Below are 19,705 nucleotides of genomic sequence, written 5' to 3'. Positions count from 1 at the left end.
GAACGGGGCTATGTCTGAACTGACTACAATCGCTCGCCCCTACGCCAAGGCTGCTTTCGAGTTTGCCGTTGAGCACAAGGCGGTTGACCAGTGGCTGGGTATGCTCGGTTTCGCTGCGCAAGTAGTGGAAAACGAGACCATGCACAACCTGGTAAACGGCTCTGTGGCCGCCGAAGAGCTGGCAACGCTGTTTGTCGGTGTCTGCGGTGAGCAACTCGACGTGCATGGCCAGAACCTGATCCGGGTGATGGCCGAGAATGGTCGCTTGGGTGTGCTGCCGGCGGTCGTTGCTGAATTTGTAGCGTTCAAAGCTGAACTGGATAAAGAGGTTCAGGCTGACGTGATTTCGGCGATCGAACTGACCGACCAGCAGAAAGCCAATATTCAGGCTTCTCTGGAACAACGTCTCGCGCGCAAAGTGAAGCTGAATTGCAGCATCGATGCGTCCTTGATGGCCGGGGTGCTCATCAAGGCCGGTGATCTGGTAATCGACGGCACAGTCCGCGGTAAGCTGGATCGCATGGCTGACGCGCTGCAATCTTGATTGGGGTATTAGAGCATGCAACTGAATTCCACTGAAATCGCCGAGCTGATCAAGCAGCGCATTGCGCAGTTTGATGTAAAGAGCGAAGCGCGTAACGAAGGTACTATCGTCTCTGTGAGCGACGGTATCATTCGTATTCACGGCCTGGCTGATGCCATGCAGGGTGAGATGATCGAGCTGCCGGGCAACCGCTACGCTCTGGCATTGAACCTGGAGCGTGACTCCGTCGGTGCGGTGATTATGGGTTCCTATGACGGTCTGTCAGAAGGAATGAAAGTAAAAGGTACTGGCCGTATTCTGGAAGTGCCGGTAGGTCGTGGTCTGTTGGGCCGGGTGTTGAACACCCTGGGTCAGCCGATCGACGGTAAAGGTCCGATCGACAACGACGGCTTCTCGCCGATCGAAGTGATCGCACCGGGCGTTATCGAGCGTAAGTCTGTTGACCAGCCGGTCCAGACCGGTCTGAAAGCCATCGATGCCATGATCCCAATCGGTCGTGGCCAGCGTGAGCTGATCATCGGTGACCGTCAGGTTGGTAAGACCGCCATCGCGATCGACACCATCATCAACCAGAAAGATTCCGGCATTAAGTGTGTCTACGTTGCGATTGGCCAGAAGGCCTCCACCATCGCCAACGTGGTGCGCAAGCTGGAAGAGCACGGCGCCCTGGCCAACACCATCGTGGTGGTTGCCTCTGCCTCCGAAGCGGCTGCTCTGCAGTACCTGGCTCCGTATGCCGGTTGCTCCATGGGTGAGTACTTCCGTGACCGCGGTGAAGACGCGCTGATCATCTATGATGACCTGTCCAAGCAGGCCGTAGCTTATCGCCAGATCTCCCTGCTGCTGCGCCGTCCGCCAGGACGTGAAGCTTACCCGGGTGACGTTTTCTATCTGCACTCCCGTCTGCTGGAGCGTGCTGCTCGCGTTAACGCCGAGTACGTAGAGAAGTTCACCAAGGGTGAAGTGAAAGGCAAAACCGGTTCTTTGACCGCACTGCCAATCATCGAAACCCAGGCGGGTGACGTATCTGCGTTCGTTCCGACCAACGTGATCTCCATCACCGATGGTCAGATCTTCCTGACTTCACAGCTGTTCAACTCCGGTATTCGTCCGGCGGTTGACCCGGGTATCTCCGTATCCCGTGTAGGTGGTGCTGCTCAGACCAAGATCGTCAAGAAGCTGTCCGGTGGTATCCGTACCGCGCTGGCCCAGTATCGCGAACTGGCGGCCTTCGCCCAGTTCTCTTCCGATCTGGACGAGGCGACTCGCAAGCAGCTGGATCACGGTGTGAAAGTGACCGAGCTGATGAAGCAGAAGCAGTACTCTCCGCTGAGCGTGGCTCACCAGTCTCTGGTGCTGTTCGCCGCCGAGAAAGGCTATCTCTCCGATGTCGAGCTGAACAAGATCGTCGACTTCGAAGCCGCTCTGCTCTCTTACGCCAATACCCAGCATGCCGAGCTGATGGCTGAAATCAATGCCAAAGCCGACTACAACGACGCGATCGTTGGCAAGCTGACTGCGTTGCTGGATAGCTTCAAAGCAACCCAGACCTGGTAAGCGTGTGTGGCAGCGTGAGCTGCCACTTGATGGAGAGTAAGAGATGGCCGGCGCAAAAGAGATACGTAACAAGATCGGGAGTGTGAAAAACACTCAGAAGATCACCGGCGCTATGGAAATGGTGGCAGCAAGCAAAATGCGCCGTGCGCAGGAACGCATGTCTGCCAGCCGTCCGTACGCTGAAACCATGCGCAAGGTGATCGGCCATATCGCTCAGGGGAACTTGGAATACAAGCACCCCTACCTCATCGAACGTGAGGTCAAGCGAGTGGGTTACATCGTCGTCTCCACCGACCGTGGCCTGTGTGGTGGTCTGAACATCAACCTGTTCAAGGCTGCCCTCAATGATATGAAGCAATGGAGCGCGAAAGGTGCCAAGGTTGACCTGGCACTGATCGGTAACAAGGCCTCCAACTTCTTTGAACGGCACGGCGCCAAGGTTAAAGCTCATGTCGCAGGACTGGGCGATAGTCCGAGCGTCAATGACCTGATTGGTTCAGTCAAGGTCATGCTGAAGGCTTACGACAACGGTGAGATTGACAAGCTGTATCTGGTGTACAACAAGTTCGTCAACACCATGGTGCAGCAACCACGGGTCGATCAACTGCTGCCTTTGCCCGTAACTGAAGACAGCAAGCTCGCCAAGAAACACCACTGGGATTACCTCTATGAGCCGGATCCCAAGAAGCTGCTGGATACCCTGCTGGTTCGCTATGTCGAATCTCAGGTTTACCAGGGTGTAGTGGAAAACTTGGCAAGTGAACAGGCAGCCCGAATGGTTGCCATGCAAGCCGCGACTGACAACGCCGGTAACCTGATTAACGATCTGCAACTGGTATACAACAAGGCCCGTCAGGCCAGTATTACCCAGGAGCTGACAGAGATCGTATCCGGTGCTGCTGCGGTGTAAGGCAAGGGTTATCAAAGGTTTAGAGGATTTGACATGAGTAACGGTTTCATCGTCCAAATCATCGGCGCTGTGGTGGACATCGAGTTCCCGCAGAATGCCGTGCCCCAGGTGTACGATGCACTGAAGGTCGTTAGCGAAGGTCAAGGCCAGGGTCTGGTGCTGGAAGTTCAGCAACAGATCGGTGGCGGCGTCGTTCGTTGCATCACCATGGGCTCCTCCGACGGTCTGCGTCGTGGGTTGGAAGTAGTGAATAGCGGTAAATCCATCCAGGTTCCGGTCGGTACTGCGACTCTGGGTCGGATCATGAACGTACTGGGCGAGCCAATCGACGAAAAAGGTCCGATCGGTGAAGAAGAGTGCTGGTCTATCCACCGCGCTGCCCCCAGCTACGAAGATCAGTCCAACAGCAACGATCTGCTGGAGACCGGCATCAAGGTTATCGACCTGGTATGCCCGTTCGCCAAGGGTGGTAAGGTTGGTCTGTTCGGTGGTGCCGGTGTAGGCAAAACCGTAAACATGATGGAGCTGATCCGTAACATCGCGATCGAGCACAGTGGTTACTCTGTGTTCGCCGGTGTTGGTGAGCGTACCCGTGAGGGTAACGACTTCTACCACGAGATGATGGAGTCCAACGTACTGGACAAAGTATCTCTGGTTTACGGTCAGATGAACGAGCCGCCCGGAAACCGTCTGCGCGTTGCGCTGACCGGCCTGACCATGGCCGAGAAGTTCCGTGACGAGGGTCGTGACGTGCTGTTCTTCGTGGACAACATCTACCGTTACACCCTGGCCGGTACTGAAGTATCCGCACTGCTGGGCCGTATGCCTTCCGCAGTAGGTTACCAGCCGACCCTGGCCGAGGAGATGGGTGTTCTGCAAGAACGTATCACCTCCACCAAGACCGGTTCCATCACCTCCGTACAGGCCGTTTACGTGCCTGCGGATGACTTGACTGACCCGTCTCCGGCGACCACCTTCGCCCACCTGGATGCGACCGTCGTACTGTCCCGTCAAATCGCGGCACTGGGTATCTACCCGGCCGTTGACCCGCTGGACTCTACCTCTCGTCAGCTGGATCCGCTGGTGGTTGGCAAAGAGCACTACGAGACCGCTCGTGGCGTTCAGACCGTACTGCAGCGCTACAAAGAGCTGAAGGATATCATCGCCATCCTGGGTATGGATGAACTGTCAGAAGAAGACAAACTGACCGTAGCCCGTGCCCGTAAGATCGAGCGTTTCCTGTCCCAGCCGTTCTTCGTAGCAGAAGTGTTTACCGGTTCTCCGGGTAAATACGTGCCGCTGAAAGAGACCATCCGTGGTTTCCAGGGCATCCTTAAAGGCGAGTATGACGATCTGCCCGAGCAGGCGTTCTACATGGTTGGCGGTATCGACGAAGTCGTCGAGAAATCCAAGAAACTGTAAGCCTCGACAGGAGGGCCCATGGCAGAGATGATCTCCTTTCACCTGGACGTGGTGAGCGCCGAAGGAAAACTGTTTTCCGGTCGCGTGCAATCCGCTCAGGTATCAGGCTCCGAAGGTGAGTTGGGTCTCCGCCACGGTCATGCTCCGTTGCTGACTGCCATCAAGCCGGGCCTGGTCCGCTTGGTGAAGCAGAACGGAACTGAAGAGGTGCTGTACATCTCCGGCGGTATGCTGGAAGTACAACCTGAATCCGTGACCGTGCTGGCGGACACCGCGATTCGTGCTGACGACTTGGATGAGGCGAAAGCCCAGGAAGCCAAGCGCGCAGCCGAAGAGCGGATCCACAGCTCCCATGGTGATATCGACTACGCCCAGGCCGCCACCGAGCTGGCCAAGGCTATGGCTCAACTGCGAGTCATCGATATCGTCAAAAAGAATTACCGCTAATAACGGTGATGTAAAAAGCGACCTTCGGGTCGCTTTTTTTACCCGTTGGATAGACTCCGCCGAGTATTTCTCATGTTCCAAAGGCCAATTTATGTCCCTCAACGTCGTGATCCTGGCTGCGGGTAAAGGTACCCGCATGCGCTCTTCCCTGCCCAAGGTACTCCACCCGGTAGCCAACAAACCTATGGTTTCCCATGTGATCGATACTGCACGTCAGGTCGGTGCCGAGCAGCTGCATCTGGTTTATGGCCACGGTGCTGAACTGCTGAAAGAGCGGATTGTGGCGGCCGGTGTGAACTGGGTGCTGCAAGCTCAGCAGCTGGGGACTGGTCACGCCGTCGCCCAAGCCATCCCGTTCTGGAAGGATGAAGACGATGTGCTGGTGCTCTACGGCGATACCCCGCTGATCCAGCCAGAGACTCTGCAGCGACTGCTGGCTGCCAAGGCTGAAAACGGGATGGCACTGCTGACCGTGGTACTGGACAACCCCACCGGTTATGGCCGTATCGTCCGTGAAAACGGTCAGGTGGTCGGTATCGTCGAGCAGAAGGATGCCAATGCCGAACAGCTGGCGATCCGAGAGGTGAATACCGGCGTGCTGGTGGCCAATGGGGGCCAGTTGCGTCAATGGTTGTCTCGTCTCGACAACAAAAACGCCCAGGGCGAGTTCTATCTGACGGATGTGATCGCCATGGCTCACAGCGATAATTGCCCGATTGCCGCCGTGCATCCAGAGCGTGCCGCTGAAGTTGAAGGGGCCAACAATCGGGTGCAATTGGCCCAACTTGAGCGCAGCTATCAGCAGATGCAGGCCGAGAAGCTGATGATCGCCGGTGCCACCCTGATTGACCCTGCCCGCTTTGATCTGCGCGGAACCCTCGAGATCGGTGAAGAGGTGGTGATCGACGTCAACGTCATCATCGAAGGCAAGGTAACTCTCGGCAACCACGTCCGTATCGGTGCCGGTGCCGTGCTGAAGGATTGTGTCATTGGCGATCACACCGAAGTGAAGCCCTACTCCATCGTTGAAGGGGCTCAGGTGGCGGATCAGTGCTCGGTCGGCCCGTTTGCCCGTCTGCGCCCGGGTGCCGTGCTGGAGCAGGATGCCCACGTTGGCAACTTCGTCGAGATGAAGAAGGCCCGTCTGGGGGTTGGTTCCAAGTGCGGTCATCTGACCTATCTGGGTGATGCCGAGATCGGAGCCGGGGTGAATATCGGTGCCGGTACCATCACCTGCAACTACGACGGGGTGAACAAATTCCAGACCATCATCGAGGATGATGTGTTTGTCGGTTCCGATACCCAGCTGGTGGCGCCAGTGCGCATCGGCAAGGGGGCGACTCTGGGGGCGGGTTCTACCATCACCAAGGATGTGGCCGAGAACGAGTTGGTGATCACCCGGGTGCCCCAGCGTCACATCAAAAACTGGGCTCGTCCGGTCAAGAAGAAGTGATGCCCGATCAATAAAATAGAACCGGCGCCTGATGGCGCCGGTTTTTTTGGGCTTATGACTGATGGTTGGTGTCACTGGTCGATGACTGGGGGGGCCGCCCATGTGGTCGCGGGTGCGCTGTAGTCCATCACCTGATACCAGTCGAGCTTGCGGGTCAGCATCATGATCAGTGCCAGAGTGGCGAACAACAGCACGGCACCGAGCAGCAGGGCGATCTCTTCGGCCTGCAGCAGGCTGTAGAGGATGGCATAGACCAGCCCGAGCAGCGCAGCGAAGCCGATCCCCTGTTTCAGGCCACCCAGCACATGACTGAGGTAGAAACCGTTGAGCAGTACGCTGGCCAGCGCGGCTACCAGATAGGCCCACCCAAAGCCGAGGTGTTCGGTCAGGGCCAGCAGTACCAGATAGAAGATGGCCAGCCCCATGCCCACCAGCGCGTACTGGATCGGGTGAACCCGCAGCCCCTTGAGCAGCTCGAACATGAAGAAGCTGATAAAGGTGAGGCCGATAAACAGCAGGGCATATTTGGCTGCCCGTTCGTTGAGCTGATAGTGATCCACCGGCTGCACCAGACTGACGCTGAAGGTGGAGAGATTGCTATCGCCACCGTTCATCATCCGGTTGAAACGGGTCTCCATGTCGCTGGCGAACCAGCTGGTTTGCCAGTTGGCCTCAAACCCTTGCGGGCTCAGGGTGCGACTGCCCGGCAGAAAGTCACCGATAAAGTTGGGGTGGGGCCAGTTGCCCGCCAGCTGCAGGGTGCTCTCCTTGCCCAGCGGCACTATGTCGAGGGCGTTCATCCCCTGTAGATTGAGCTCCAGATGAAAGGTGCCATCCTGCTGCGGCAGGCTGTCGATTGGGGCATGGATACCCGCGAGCGCATCACCGAGGCGGGCGCCGGGGGCAAACGGGATCCGCTGTGTGCCGAGTTGCAGTTCGGGGACGCTGTTGATACCGCGGGCATCGGAGAGCACCAGGCTCAGGTAGGGTTTGCCCGCCACCAGCTCGGCCGTTTCACCGAGCGGTGAGGTCGCGTCATTCAGCAGACTCTGCCGGGTTGGCAGGCGGCCGGAGAGGGAGAGCCGGGTCTGATAGACCTGCGCCTGATAGATGCCCAGCTTGCGCGGGGTCACCTCCATGTTGGCCCTGATATCCAGTTGCTCCGGCAGCAGGTAGCGGTAGATCTGCTCCTGACGGACGAAGCGCTTGCCCTCCTGCTCGACCGTCACCGAACGGGTATAGGGCTGCACGATAATGGGCCCCATCAGTCGTTGCGGGCCGCTGCTGCTGGCCATGATGCTGTGAATGGCCTGATTGCGGTAAGCCTGACGCTCCCGGTTGAGCTCCATGATGGATTGCACCGGCACCATCAACAACAGGCTGAGCAACAGCAGCAGAAAGATCTTGTGGGTGAATATCTGTTTTACCATGACACGTCTCCTTGTTGGATGGAGTGAGTCTGTCAGTCCGGCATGAAGTGGTGATGGGCTTGTGTGAAGTGACGGTGAACTGTTGAAAAACGGCGCCATCAGGCGCCGTGGGATTGTTCAGGGGCGGGAGCGCACCAGTCGGGCGGCTTGTGCGAAACGATCGGTGTGGCCGTCGATCAGCCCGTGCATAAAGTCGATGTAGTAGACCAGTTCCGGCATCTCCTCAATGGAGCTGGAGGTCCAGTAGGGGGCTGAATTTTCCCCGTTGTCATGGATATCGGAGAAGAAGCGCGGGTCTGTCATCGGCGCCCGGCAATTTTCGTCGAGCAGGGTGAAGAGCTCCTCGATGGTGGGGAGTCGCCACCCCTCGCCAAGGCGGGCAGCTTCCTCTTTGGCTTCAAGCAGCGTCAGCAGGGCCGGTGTGCCCACGCACCCTTTCCCCTCCTGCCACTCGCTGCCCAGGCTGCACGCCTGCCATTCGAGCTGGTTTAGCCGATCATGGATGACTTCTCCCTGCCGCGTCAGGCGGTCGGAGAGATCACAGGCAGCCAGCGCCATGCTGGCCGGAAGCCAGAGCAGCAATAGAAATAATTTCATGTTTGTCTCGTTTACGAATGGCGGTCAGCCCGTCGCTGGTGGGCTGACCGTGGTTATCGGGGTTTATCTGGCGGGAAGCGAGCTCACTGCTTTTTAAGTTGTGCAGGCAGGGCAGCCAGTACCTCTTCTTTCGCCTTGAGGGAGGCGAACTGCTTGCCGGGCTTTTGCACCACGGTATGGACGAAGATCAGCTGTTTGCCCGGTTTGCTGGCCCAGCCGACGAACCAGCCAATCTGCTGATCGCGGTTGAGGCTGCCATCCAGCTTCTTCGGGTAGCCCATGCCGGTTTTGCCGTGGATCTGCCAGCCGTCGATCTCGCTCACCTTGAGGATATTGGCGGTGTACTGCAGGGTCTGCGCCGAGACCGGCAGCTTGCCGCTGAGCATCTTGCCGAGGAAGCGAGCCTGCTCCTCCGGACTGATGGCGAGGCTGGTGCTGAGCCAGGCCTGGGTCAGGCCGTCATGTTTGCCCGGATTACCGGAGAGATCCCGATTGCCGTAGTCGAAGCGGTCGACGTATTGCTGGAAGCGCTCCATCCCCAGCCATTCGGTGATCTGCTGGGAGAACCAGACCACCGAGTAGGTTTCCCAGCGGCGCGGGGTGGTGGTTTCACGCCAGGCGGGCAGCCAGCCGTCATAGCTCGGTTTGTAAGGCAGTGCCGGATGCTCTTCATCCACCAGATAGCCACTGTCGTAACCCATCAGCGCCAGCGGGATCTTGAAGGTGGACGCGGGCGGCAGCTGGCTGGAGCAGTCCCCTTCGCTGGATAGGGTCTGGCCGTTGCCGTCAGCATAGAGAAAGCAGCCGCTGGCGGCGGAGGCAGGCAGGGCTGCGAGCAGACCGGCAGCCAGCAGGCTGGAGAGAAGCAGGCGGGACATAGCATTTCCTTGAGCAAATGGATGAGAGAAAGCGGCAGTCTAATGCCGCTTTGTGTGGGGAATGTGAAGTTGCGGGGGGACTAGGCGAACGGCAGCCAGAGTTCCGCCAGCGCGCCTCCTTCCGGCCGGTTGCTCAGGGTCAGACGGCCGCCATGCTGGTGGGCCACCTCATGGGCGAAGCTGAGCCCGAGACCACTGCTCTTGCCCTTGTCCGGGCGCGGCAGGGAGTAGAAGCGCTCGAAGATGCGCGGCAGGGCGTAGTCGGGAATGCCGGGGCCGCAGTCGGTGACCCGAAAACAGTAGCCCTCCTCCTGCTGGCTGCCGCTCAGGGTGACCAGCCCGTAGGCGGGAGAGAAGTCGATGGCATTATCCAGCAGGTTGCCGATGGCCTGCTCCACCAGCAGCGGATCCCACTTCTGTTTCGGCGCGCTGGCCAGCTCGGCCATCAACTCGACCTGACGGCGCTGGGCAATGATCTGGCGGGCGTCGAGGGTGCGCTTGCCCAGTTTTGCCGGTTCCACCGACTGGCGATCCAGCCCCTGCCCCGACTCCAGCCGCGCGAGTTGCAGCATTCGCTCGATCAGCTGCTGCATGCGGGCGGTTTCCAGATTGATGTTGCCGATAAAGCGTTTGGCAATTTCGGGGGGCGGCGTTTCGGCCAAAATCTCCCCTGCCCCGCGAATGGCGGCCAGCGGGCTCTTCAGCTCGTGGGTCAGGCTGTGAACATAGGCTTCGATGTAGCTTTTGCCATCGAGCTGGTGGCGCATGGTCTCCAGTGAGCGGCCGAGCCGATCCAGCTCGACGGTGTGCAACTGCGGCAGCGGTGCCGCCTCCCCCTTGCTGACCGAGTCGGCATAGTGCACCAGCTTGCCGATGGCGCGGTTTAGCCACCACACCAGCAGGCTGCCGATCAGCAGCGAGATGAGCAGCATCTGGCCGCCGGCCCGCAGCAGCTCCTGTTCCCCGCGCTCGATGGCAGGCATCAGGGTGCGGTTGGGTTTGGCGACGGTGAGGGAGCCGATGATCTCGGCCCCTTCCCGCAGCGGTGCCGCCACATACATGGTCGAGCTGGCGGCATCATCGGGATCGGTGCGGGTGCTGCGGGCGCCATACTGGCCGCGCAGAGTGCGGTAGACATCGTTCCAGCGGGAATAGTCCTTGCCCAGATCCGTGCCGTCGGAGTCGTAAATCACCATACCCTTCTGGTCAGTGACATAGATGCGGTACTCCGCCTGCTGCTTGAGGTGGCCATCGATCATCGCATTGATGGGATTCTGGTTGAGGCGGGCGAAGGCGCTGGCCAACCGCCCGTTCATCATATTGCCCTCTTTCAGATCATCGAGCGCCAGCGGTGCCAGCAGCTGGGTCATGTCTACCAGAGTATCCTCGGTGGCGCTGCGCACTCCCGGTTTGATCTCCTCGACGAAGATCTCCAGCACGAACCAGGCGGCCAGCGCGAAGATCAGCAGCAGGCCGCACAGCAGTTGCAGTCCGAGTCTCATGCCAGCTCCAGGCTGTAGCCCAGCCCGCGATGGGTGAGGATCAGGTTGGCTTCTGGATCATGTTCGCGCAGCTTGGCGCGGATGGTCTTGATGTGGGTATCGACGGTGCGATCCAGACTCTCCTCCGCATCCTGCCACACCAGATCCATCAGCTGCTGGCGGGAGTAGACCCGGCCCGGCGCCTGCATCAGGGTCTTGAGCAGCAGATATTCGTAGCGGGTGAGGGCCAGCGGCTGGCCGCGAAAATGGATGCGGGCCCGTTCCTCATCCAGCACCAGCAGGGCGCTGGGCTGGGGGGCGACGGGCTGGCTGCGGCGCAGGATGACCCGCACCCGGGCACACACTTCCCGTGGCGAGAAGGGTTTGGCCACATAGTCGTCGGCACCGATCTCCAGCCCGATCAGTCGGTCTATCTCCTCGCTGCGGGCGGTGAGGAACATCAGGGGGATATCGGTCAGCGCCCTCACCTGCTTGCAGAGTTCAAAGCCGCTGATGTCGGGCAGCCCCACATCGAGGATCAGGAAGTCGGGTCGCGTCTGTTCCAGTCGTGTCAGCAACTGCTGGCCCAGCATGAACCACTCCACCTCGAACCCGTCGGTCTGCAGGGCGTAAATCAGGGTGTCGGCGATGCTGGCCTCATCCTCCACCAGCCAGATGACTCTCTTTTGCATGGCATCCTCGTCGCAAATTGGCACCCCATTCTGGCATCGAACCAAATCGGATCCTATTTGCTGTTTTATTTTTCCGAAAAAGGGGCTAATATTTCGATGTTCTTTCGAATCGAAACTTAAAAATGACTAAACGTAATACTCAACAACGCCGCCACACCATAGTGACCCTGGTACAAGAGCAGGGTGAAGTGAGTGTCGACGCCCTCGCCAAACACTTTTCTACCTCCGAAGTGACCATCCGTAAAGATCTGGCTGTACTGGAGACCGGCGGTCTGCTGCTGCGTCGTTACGGTGGCGCCGTCCCTTTGCCGAGCGAGATGGTGGTCGAGGTCAACCCTGAACAAGTTTCGAACCGAAAGTTAGCCATTGCCCGTGCGGCGGCCGAGCGGCTGCGTGATCACAACCGCGTCATCATCGACAGCGGCAGCACCACCAGCGCCATGATCCCCATGCTGGGCAACAAGCGCGGCCTCATCGTGATGACCAACTCCCTCAATGTGGCCGGAGCCCTGCGCGAGCTGGAAAATGAGCCTACCTTGTTAATGACCGGTGGCACTTGGGACCCTCACTCCGAATCCTTCCAGGGGCAGGTGGCGGAACAGGTGCTGCGCTCCTACGACTTCGACCAGCTCTTTATCGGTGCCGACGGCATCGACCCGGAGCGTGGCACCACCACCTTCAACGAGCTGGTGGGCCTGTCGCGGGTCATGGCAGAGGTGTCGCGGGAGGTCATTGTGATGGTCGAATCGGAAAAGATCGGCCGCAAGATCCCCAATCTCGAACTTCCCTGGTCGAGCATCCATACCCTGGTAACCGACGAGGGGCTGGCCAGCGAGGCCAGAGAACAGATTCAAGCCCAGGGGGTGACGCTTATCTGCGCCCCGGTCACTTGCTGACACGAGCTCTGAACCATCCAATTGACTTTACGATTTGCATCTCAAGGAGAAGTGTATGTGTGGCATCGTCGGGGCTGTTGCCCAACGTGATGTGGCTGAAATTCTGGTAGAGGGCCTGCGCCGTCTGGAGTACCGCGGTTATGACTCAGCCGGTGTGGCCGTGTTCAACGCCAACCAGCCGTTGCAGCGGGTTCGCCGTCTGGGCAAGGTGGCCGAGCTGGCCAAGGCGCTCGACGAGCAGTCCGTTCACGGTGGTACCGGCATTGCCCATACCCGCTGGGCCACTCACGGCGAGCCCTCCGAGCGCAACGCCCACCCCCACGTCTCCGAGCATATCGTGGTGGTGCACAACGGCATTATCGAGAACCACGAAGAGCTGCGGGAAGAGTTGAAGGCGCTGGGCTATGTGTTCAGCTCCGACACTGACACCGAAGTGATTGCCCATCTGGTCCATCATGAGCTGAAGAGCGCCGGCAGCCTGCTGGCCGCCATGCAGACTGCGGTGAAGCAGCTGCGCGGTGCCTACGGTACCGTGGTGATGGATAGCCGCGACGACAGCCGCGTGGTGGTGGCCCGCTCTGGTTCACCGCTGGTGATCGGCCGCGGTATCGGCGAGAACTTTATCGCCTCCGACCAGATGGCGCTGCTGCCGGTGACCCGCCGTTTCATCTTCCTGGAAGAGGGTGATGTGGCCGAAGTGACCCGCCGCGACGTGTACATCTTCGATACCAACGGCAACGCCGTGGTGCGTGAAGAGCAGGAGTCCGAACTCTCCCACGATGCCGGTGACAAGGGTGAATACCGTCACTACATGCTCAAGGAGATCCACGAGCAACCCAAAGCGATCACCAACACCCTGGAAGGGCGTCTGGGCAGCGATCACGTGGTGGTCGAATCGTTCGGCAACGGTGCGCGCGCCATCTTTGACAAGGTCGAGCACGTGCAGATCGTCGCCTGCGGCACCTCCTATCACTCCGGCATGGTGGCTCGCTACTGGTTCGAAGAGATCGCTGGCGTCTCCTGCGATGTGGAGATCGCCTCCGAGTTCCGCTATCGCAAATCGGTAGTGCGCCCCAACAGCCTGCTGGTGACCCTCTCCCAGAGCGGCGAGACCGCCGATACCCTGGCGGCGCTGCGTCTGGCCAAGGAATCCGGCTACATGAGCTCGCTGGCCATCTGCAACGTGCCGGGCTCCTCGCTGGTGCGTGAATCGGATCTGGCCTTTATGACCCGTGCCGGTGCCGAGATCGGCGTAGCCTCCACCAAGGCGTTCACCACCCAGCTGGCTGGCCTGTTGATGCTGGTGGCCTCGGTCGGTCACTGCCGTGGCCACCTGAGCGCCGCCGCCGAAGCCGAACTGGTCAAGGCGCTGCAAGCCCTGCCGCTGCGTATTAAAGAGAGTCTGGCGCTGGCCAAGGATATCGAAACCCTGGCCGAAGAGTTTGCCGACAAGCAGCACAGCCTGTTCCTCGGCCGTGGCAGCCAGTACCCCATCGCCATGGAGGGGGCGCTCAAGCTCAAAGAGATCTCCTACATCCACGCCGAAGCTTACGCCGCTGGCGAACTGAAGCACGGCCCGCTGGCGCTGATCGATGCCGAGATGCCCATCATTGTGGTGGCGCCGAACAACGATCTGCTGGAGAAGCTCAAGTCCAACGTGGAAGAGGTGCGCGCCCGTGGCGGTATCCTTTACGTGTTCGCCGATGCCGATACTGGCTTCAAGAGCGACGAGACCATGCGGGTCATGAACCTCAACCATGTGGAAGAGGTGATCGCCCCCATCGTCTATACCGTGCCGCTGCAGCTGCTCTCCTACCACGTTGCCCTGATCAAGGGCACCGACGTCGACCAGCCGCGAAACTTGGCAAAATCGGTGACCGTCGAGTAAATCACTCTCTCAAATGAAAAAGAGCCGCAATTGCGGCTCTTTTTGTTTCGGCTGAGGAGTTACGACAGCCGCAGGTTGGTGATGGTGACCTCGTCGAGGGAGGGCACTATGATGCCGCTGGTGATCCCTTTGGCGATGGCCTGACTGCGGTTCTTTGAGTCGGTCTTGTTGGTCACCTGGGTCAGGTGAAAGTTGACCGTCCGCTCACTGATGCCGAGGATGGTGGCGATCTCCCAGGAGGTCTTGCCCTCGCTGGCCCAGAACAGGCACTCCTTCTCCCGATCCGACAGTTCGGTCAGGTATTTCATCATATCCGGTCTGCTTTTGATCAGTTGCAGTGCGGAGTTGAAGATGTAGCTGGCACAGAACGACAGCAGCGGAACATTTTCAAACATCAGATCGGAGTTGGATTTCTCCTTGGTGATGAAAGAGAGGATGCCGTGCTCCCCCTGCGGGGTGTGCAGCGGAAAGGAGACGCCATTGCGTACCCCGAAATCGGCGGCCAGGTTCATCACGTCGCGGCTGGCGCTGGGCAGCCAGGGCGAGTCGCAGTCGAGCTTGTTCCAGAAGATCGGCTGGGTCTGTTTCAGCCCCAGATAGACCACCGGATCCTGGGTCAGATACTGGTTTTCGCTATAGGCGTCAAACCAGGTGGTCGGACAGTTGTTGAACAGTGCCACGTGGGATTTTTGCATGCTGATGGGGAAAATAATCAGCAGCCGAAAGTAATCGAAGCCCATTTGATGACTGAAGCGCTCCAGCAGTTGCTGGATATCGCTGGTTTTTGTTGCCTTGGTGAACTTGTCGATATGTTCCCAGATCGCATCGTTGAGCATTACTTTCTCCTTTTTCGATCTCTATCACACTGATCGAAAAGATTTTTTATCGTTATTTATATTTGTGCTGTGGCTATTGGCGCCACTTATTCCGTGCGTGCTTAAAAATTATCCTGTTTTTGTGCATAAAGGCCAAGAAAATCCTCTCGTTGCCAGTCCGCCCTGCATTTGAGATAATGATAATAGTTATCATTAGTAAGATGTATTTCAATGAACAAATTATGGGGTGTGGCCCTGCTGCCACTGTCAGTCCACTTTGCTGCCATCGGGGATGAGCTGGTTGCTCCCGCCCTCAAGAACAGCATAGCTGCTGGGAAAGCCTCCCAGCAGCGGGTGGAAAAAGCCGCCGATGCCGCTGTTGCCGCACGACTGGAGCTGCAAAATGCCCAGCTGCAACTGCGCGACCTCGAAGCCTACAACCGCTACATGCAATCTCTGGTGGCCGATCAGCAAAATGAGCTGGGTAAATTGAGCCAACAGCTGGAAGCGGTGCAAGAGACCCGTCAGGGCTTGATCCCGCTGATGTTGCAGATGCAGGCAGATCTGGAACAGCTGGTGCAAAACGACATCCCGCTGCGCAAGGAAGATCGGCTGGCGCGGGTTGAACAGTTAAAAGCGACCCTGGCTCGCGCAGACGTTAGCGAGGCAGAGAAATTCCGTCAGCTGCTGCAGGCCTATCAGATTGAAGCCGAGTACGGCAGCCGGATGGACAGCTATTCCGCCGAGCTGGAGCTGGATGGTGCTCCGCGTCGAGTCGATGTGCTGGCGCTGGGTCGGGTCTCCCTGCTGGCAATGACGGCCGATCGCAGTCAGGCATGGCGCTGGTCTGCCGAGGCGAAGCAGTGGCAAGCCCTCGATAGCCAGTGGCTCTCCCCCATCGCCGAGGCGATGGATGTGGCCGCCGACAAGAAAGTTCCCCAGTTGCTCAATGTCCCCCTCTCTGTCAGCCGTAGTCAGGAGGCCCAATCATGAGAGTCACCATGAAGTGGTTCCCCCTCCTTATTGCTCTCTCCTGCGGTACCAACGCCGCTGTCGCCGATGAGTGGCAGCAGCAGGAACAGGCTCGTGAACAGCAGGCTCAGCAAGATCTGGCGACCGTTGCCAGGGAGCTCGGCACTGCCCGCGCCAGACTGGCCGAGGCCCAGCGCCTGAGCAAGGAGCTGGCCGGCAAGTTCGCCAGCAACGAGAAGCGGCTGGTCGAGCTCAACGCCCAGTGGGAGCAAGCCTCCGGCGACATGAACGAGATCTTCGCGGTCACCCGTCAGGGCGCCAGCGATGCGGTCAAGCTGCTGAGCGAATCCGCCGTTGAGGGCCAGTACCCGGAACGTCTCGCCCCGCTGAAAGCCATGGCACAGGATAAACAGGTGCCGGATCGTGCCGCTCTCGCCCTGCTGCCCGCCACGCTGCTGCAGGAGATCCGCGAATCTGGCCGGATTGCTCAGTTCAACGGCAAGGTGCTCGATGCCCAGGGGGCTGCCAGCGAGCAGTCGCTGACCCGGGTTGGCAGTTTTGCCCTGCTGGGGAGCGAAGGCTTCCTGCAACCGACCGCCGAAGGCTTGAGCCCGGTACTGGGTCTGCCCGGTAGCGTGCTCTCTGCCGTTGCGGCTTATCAGGGTCAGGAAGGGGAAGCGCTGCCGCTGGATCCTTCTCATGGCACTCTGCTGGCGATGCTGGCGCAGGCCCCCACCTTCTGGCAGCAGGTACAACAAGGTGGTCAGGTTGGTGCCATTATCGTGCTGCTGGCCGCCATCGGCTTGGGGATTGCGGCGGTACGGCTGTGGCACCTCTCCCGCGAGCTATCACGGGTGCGTCGCCAGCTTAAGAACGGCGAGTATCACGCCGACAACGCCCTCGGTCGGGTGCTGACAGTGGCGGACAAACACCCCGATCTGAGCATGGAGACCCTCGAGCTTCGGCTTGATGAGGCGATCCTGCAAGAGACGCCCCGCCTTGAGCGCGGCATCGGCATGGTCAAGGTGATCGCGGCCATCGCCCCCATGCTGGGTCTGCTCGGTACCGTAACCGGGATGATCGGCACCTTCCAGGCCATCACCCAGTTTGGCACCGGCGATCCCAAGATCATGGCGGGCGGCATCTCCATGGCGCTGGTTACCACGGTACAGGGTCTGGTTGCGGCCATTCCGCTGATCCTGGCCCACAGCCTGCTGCAATCGCGCTTCACCGAGCTCTCCAATGTGCTGGAGCAGCAGGTAGCCGGCATTCTGGCCGAGCGCGCCGAGAGCAATAACGGCGGGATGGAGCGAGCAGCATGATGCTCGACATCTGGCAACAGCTGCAGAGTTTCATGGGCCGTGGCGGCCCTGTGCTCTGGGTCATTCTGGCCCTGCTGGTGCTGATGTGGATTTTGATGATCGAGCGGTTGCTCTACCTCAATCTGGGTTTTGGCCCCTTGCAGCAACAGCTGCTCGGCCGCTGGCAGGCCCGCAGCGAGCGCCACAGTTGGCACGCCCGGGCGATCCGCAGCCGCTGGCTGGCGCAGGCGGAGCTGGAACTGAACCGTCATCTGATCTTCATCCGCACCCTGGTGGTGCTCTGCCCCATGCTGGGGCTGCTGGGCACTGTGACCGGCATGATCGGCGTATTCGATGCGTTGGCTGCGGCCAACCGCTTTAACCCGGAGAGCATGGCGGGCGGGATCTCCCGCGCCACCATCCCCACCATGGCAGGCATGGTGGTGGCCCTCTCCGGCGTGTTGTTACTCAGTCGGCTCGAGAGTCAGGCCAAGCGTGCGCTGGCCAAGACCAGGGACGGCCTGCGAGAAGAGAAGGTAATGCAATGAGACGGCAATCCAAACGCCAGCGTGACGAAGTGCAGATCGACATGACCCCCATGCTGGATATCGTGTTCATCATGCTGATCTTCTTTATTGTCACCACCTCCTTTGTGCGCGAAGCCGGGCTCGAGGTACACAGACCCCAGGCCAGTCAGGCCAAGGCGCAGAAATCCTCCAGCATCATGCTGGCGATCGGGGCTCAGGGTCAGATCTTCCTCGACCGCAAGCAGATCGATGTGGAGCGGGTACAGGCCACCATCGCCCGCCTGCTGGCGGAGCAGCCCGATGCCAGCCTGGTGATCCAGGCCGACGAGCGAGTGCCCCATGGCAAGGTGGTGCGGGTGATGGATGAGGCCAAGGCGGCAGGCATCGCCAATATCGCTGTGGCGGTGGCGCCGAAATGAAATACAAGCTGATGAGCCTGGGGCTGGGGATTGCCCTCAGTCTGGGTATCCTGCTGTTCATGGCCACCCTGGTTGAACCGCCCCGAGGCGAAAAGGTGGCGAGCGAGCAGAAGCCCATCGTCATCAATATGCAGAACGAGGTGACCGAGGTGCAGGTGCGCGAGCGTCCGGTACCGCAGGAACCCGAGCCTCTGCCAGAGCCTCCCGCGGCATTGGCCTCGACACCGCTGCCGATGCCTGCCGCGGCCCCCTTGGCGGCCGTTGAGCCGAGTCTGGATCTGGTTTCCAGCCTCAGCGCGGTGCAGGTCTATGCCCCCGGAGTGGCGACCAGTACCGCACCGGTATTGAGTGGCAACTACCACGGCCAGCAGCAGGGGGCGGGTATCGGCGCAGGTGACATGCTGATGCCGCTGCAACGGATCGAGCCGGTCTACCCCTATCGTGCCCAGCAGTCAGGGATCGAAGGATTCGTCACCCTGCGCTTTAGCGTGAATGCCGAAGGTGGCGTGCAGGATGTGGAAGTGGTCGAGGCCAAACCCAAGCGTCAGTTCGAGCGGGCGGCCATTCAGGCGATCAACAAGTGGCGCTATCAGCCGAGACCGGGCGCCACCGACAAGCTGGTGCAAGTCATCACGCTCAAATTCAAACTGGAGTCATAACTATGTTGCGGATCTGGATCTGTCTGCTGGCCCTGGTCGGCCAAGCCTGTCTGGCGATGGAGGTCAGCCCTCACTTCTCCCGTCAGCTTGAACCCGTGATGAAGCTCTATCAGTCCGGTCAGTGGCAACAAGCCCAGAGCAAGGCATCCGGCCTCAAGCCAAATAGCGATGCCGAGCGTGCCTGGCTGGCGCAGTTGCAAGCCTCGCTGGCGGCCAATCTGCAACAGACCGCCCAGGCGAGCCGTTATGTCGAACAGGCTCTTGCCTATAAAGAGTGGCCCGAGCAGCAACAGCTCCAGCTGTTGCGACTGCGCGGCGATATTCAGGCCCAGCAATCCAACTGGTCTGGCGCCATCGCCAGCTACAAGGCGGCACTGGCACTCAAACAAGACGATGCACTGCGCCTGCGTCTGGCCGGCCTCTATTACCACAACAAGCAGTACGGTGACGCCGCCAGCCAGAGCGAACAGTTGTTGAAGAAGGGTTGGCAGAAGCAGGCCGCCATTATTCGTCTCTCCGCCCTCACCGCTCAGCAACGTTATGGCGTGGCGGCCGATCAGGCGGCCGAGTTGATCAGCCACGAACCCAAAGAGAGCAAATGGTGGCAACAGGCGGTATCGCTCAGCCTCTCCGCCAAACGTGGCGATCAGGCGTTGGCTCTGTTGCAAACAGCTATTGACAGAAAACTGATGGATGATGCGTCTGCCCGCAATCAGCTGATCCGTCTCTATGCCTGGCAAGGGCTGCCTTATCGTGGAGCCCGTCTGCTGGAAGCGGCCATGGCCAAGGGACAGATGAAGCAAAGTGCTGAAAACCG

Annotated in this window: 20 protein-coding genes (1 of these 20 running past the window's edge); 14 read left to right on the top strand and 6 right to left on the bottom strand. The window is 59.6% G+C overall.

Translation table 11 applies throughout. From position 1 onward, the window contains the following. The first annotated feature begins 10 nt into the window (after nucleotides 1–10). The 6 genes from atpH (at nucleotide 11) to glmU (ending at nucleotide 6,333) form a co-directional block, all read left to right on the top strand. On the top strand, nucleotides 11–544 hold the full coding sequence (gene atpH, locus WBR25_RS20880; RefSeq protein WP_005339341.1) for a F0F1 ATP synthase subunit delta: 534 nt from the start codon (nucleotides 11–13) through the stop codon (nucleotides 542–544). A 15-nt stretch (nucleotides 545–559) separates the two neighbouring features. Beyond that, complete coding sequence (atpA, locus tag WBR25_RS20875) at nucleotides 560–2,101, top strand: F0F1 ATP synthase subunit alpha (protein ID WP_005339342.1); 1,542 nt, start codon at nucleotides 560–562, stop codon at nucleotides 2,099–2,101. Between the two features lie 43 nt (nucleotides 2,102–2,144). Further along, nucleotides 2,145–3,011: a F0F1 ATP synthase subunit gamma gene (gene atpG, locus WBR25_RS20870; protein WP_005339343.1), complete on the top strand. Its 867-nt coding sequence runs from the start codon at nucleotides 2,145–2,147 to the stop codon at nucleotides 3,009–3,011. A gap of 33 nt (nucleotides 3,012–3,044) precedes the next feature. Next, a complete protein-coding gene (gene atpD, locus WBR25_RS20865) occupies nucleotides 3,045–4,433 on the top strand; it encodes a F0F1 ATP synthase subunit beta (RefSeq protein WP_005339344.1) in 1,389 nt (462 codons plus the stop codon). Nucleotides 4,434–4,451: 18 nt separating this feature from the next. Beyond that, nucleotides 4,452–4,880, top strand: a complete 429-nt coding sequence (locus WBR25_RS20860) for a F0F1 ATP synthase subunit epsilon (protein ID WP_005339345.1) — start codon at nucleotides 4,452–4,454, stop codon at nucleotides 4,878–4,880. Nucleotides 4,881–4,971: 91 nt separating this feature from the next. Beyond that, on the top strand, nucleotides 4,972–6,333 hold the full coding sequence (gene glmU / locus WBR25_RS20855) for a bifunctional UDP-N-acetylglucosamine diphosphorylase/glucosamine-1-phosphate N-acetyltransferase GlmU (protein WP_479749143.1): 1,362 nt from the start codon (nucleotides 4,972–4,974) through the stop codon (nucleotides 6,331–6,333). Between the two features lie 71 nt (nucleotides 6,334–6,404). Here glmU and creD read toward each other — a convergent pair whose 3' ends face one another. The 5 genes from creD to blrA all read right to left on the bottom strand — a co-directional run bounded on the left by creD (nucleotide 6,405) and on the right by blrA (nucleotide 11,411). Further along, nucleotides 6,405–7,763 (bottom strand): cell envelope integrity protein CreD, encoded by a 1,359-nt coding sequence (creD, locus tag WBR25_RS20850; protein WP_479749142.1) that lies wholly within the window; start codon nucleotides 7,761–7,763, stop codon nucleotides 6,405–6,407. Between the two features lie 117 nt (nucleotides 7,764–7,880). Beyond that, nucleotides 7,881–8,360: an Lcl C-terminal domain-containing protein gene (locus tag WBR25_RS20845; RefSeq protein ID WP_127008007.1), complete on the bottom strand. Its 480-nt coding sequence runs from the start codon at nucleotides 8,358–8,360 to the stop codon at nucleotides 7,881–7,883. A gap of 83 nt (nucleotides 8,361–8,443) precedes the next feature. Beyond that, nucleotides 8,444–9,238: an OXA-12 family class D beta-lactamase gene (gene blaOXA, locus WBR25_RS20840; RefSeq protein WP_127008009.1), complete on the bottom strand. Its 795-nt coding sequence runs from the start codon at nucleotides 9,236–9,238 to the stop codon at nucleotides 8,444–8,446. Nucleotides 9,239–9,318: 80 nt separating this feature from the next. Then, nucleotides 9,319–10,740, bottom strand: coding sequence for a beta-lactam sensor histidine kinase BlrB (gene blrB, locus WBR25_RS20835; RefSeq protein WP_479749140.1), 1,422 nt, complete (start codon nucleotides 10,738–10,740; stop codon nucleotides 9,319–9,321). Continuing rightward, entirely contained in the window at nucleotides 10,737–11,411 is a 675-nt protein-coding gene (gene blrA / locus WBR25_RS20830) for a beta-lactam response regulator transcription factor BlrA (RefSeq protein ID WP_033138557.1), read from the bottom strand. The genes blrB and blrA overlap by 4 nt, the downstream gene beginning before the upstream one ends. 122 nt (nucleotides 11,412–11,533) lie before the next feature. Here blrA and WBR25_RS20825 point away from each other — a divergent pair, with 122 nt between their 5' ends. Together WBR25_RS20825 and glmS are read left to right on the top strand one after the other, a co-directional pair. After that, entirely contained in the window at nucleotides 11,534–12,307 is a 774-nt protein-coding gene (locus tag WBR25_RS20825) for a DeoR/GlpR family DNA-binding transcription regulator (protein ID WP_005355851.1), read from the top strand. 55 nt (nucleotides 12,308–12,362) lie between these two features. Further along, nucleotides 12,363–14,195, top strand: coding sequence for a glutamine--fructose-6-phosphate transaminase (isomerizing) (gene glmS / locus WBR25_RS20820; RefSeq protein WP_479749138.1), 1,833 nt, complete (start codon nucleotides 12,363–12,365; stop codon nucleotides 14,193–14,195). A 59-nt stretch (nucleotides 14,196–14,254) separates the two neighbouring features. Here the strand turns inward: glmS and WBR25_RS20815 are convergent, their stop codons facing one another. After that, nucleotides 14,255–15,031 carry a helix-turn-helix transcriptional regulator gene (locus WBR25_RS20815; protein WP_005357256.1) on the bottom strand — a complete coding sequence of 259 codons (777 nt, stop codon included), beginning with the start codon at nucleotides 15,029–15,031 and terminating at the stop codon, nucleotides 14,255–14,257. A 210-nt stretch (nucleotides 15,032–15,241) separates the two neighbouring features. Between WBR25_RS20815 and WBR25_RS20810 the strand changes: the two genes are divergently transcribed. The 6 genes in view from WBR25_RS20810 to WBR25_RS20785 are tightly spaced (at most 2 nt apart) and all read left to right on the top strand, a layout consistent with a single transcriptional unit that may run on beyond the window. Further along, nucleotides 15,242–16,003 (top strand): DUF3450 domain-containing protein, encoded by a 762-nt coding sequence (locus WBR25_RS20810; protein ID WP_005357258.1) that lies wholly within the window; start codon nucleotides 15,242–15,244, stop codon nucleotides 16,001–16,003. After that, nucleotides 16,000–17,304, top strand: a complete 1,305-nt coding sequence (locus WBR25_RS20805; RefSeq protein WP_479749136.1) for a MotA/TolQ/ExbB proton channel family protein — start codon at nucleotides 16,000–16,002, stop codon at nucleotides 17,302–17,304. The genes WBR25_RS20810 and WBR25_RS20805 overlap by 4 nt, the downstream gene beginning before the upstream one ends. Continuing rightward, nucleotides 17,301–17,831, top strand: a complete 531-nt coding sequence (locus tag WBR25_RS20800) for a MotA/TolQ/ExbB proton channel family protein (protein ID WP_005339367.1) — start codon at nucleotides 17,301–17,303, stop codon at nucleotides 17,829–17,831. The genes WBR25_RS20805 and WBR25_RS20800 overlap by 4 nt, the downstream gene beginning before the upstream one ends. After that, complete coding sequence (locus WBR25_RS20795; RefSeq protein WP_005339369.1) at nucleotides 17,828–18,229, top strand: ExbD/TolR family protein; 402 nt, start codon at nucleotides 17,828–17,830, stop codon at nucleotides 18,227–18,229. The genes WBR25_RS20800 and WBR25_RS20795 overlap by 4 nt, the downstream gene beginning before the upstream one ends. Continuing rightward, nucleotides 18,226–18,888, top strand: coding sequence for an energy transducer TonB (locus WBR25_RS20790; protein WP_005339371.1), 663 nt, complete (start codon nucleotides 18,226–18,228; stop codon nucleotides 18,886–18,888). The genes WBR25_RS20795 and WBR25_RS20790 overlap by 4 nt, the downstream gene beginning before the upstream one ends. A gap of 2 nt (nucleotides 18,889–18,890) precedes the next feature. Beyond that, on the top strand, nucleotides 18,891–19,705 hold the 5' portion of the coding sequence (locus tag WBR25_RS20785) for a tetratricopeptide repeat protein (protein ID WP_479749134.1). It continues 364 nt past the right edge of the window; 815 of the gene's 1,179 nt are visible here — the first part of the coding sequence; it begins with the start codon at nucleotides 18,891–18,893; its stop codon lies off the right edge, out of view.

Source organism: Aeromonas sp. MTB, assembly GCF_056632455.1.
The sequence above is the reverse complement of the archived record's forward strand: the minus strand, read 5'-3'. Positions and strand labels throughout refer to the sequence as shown.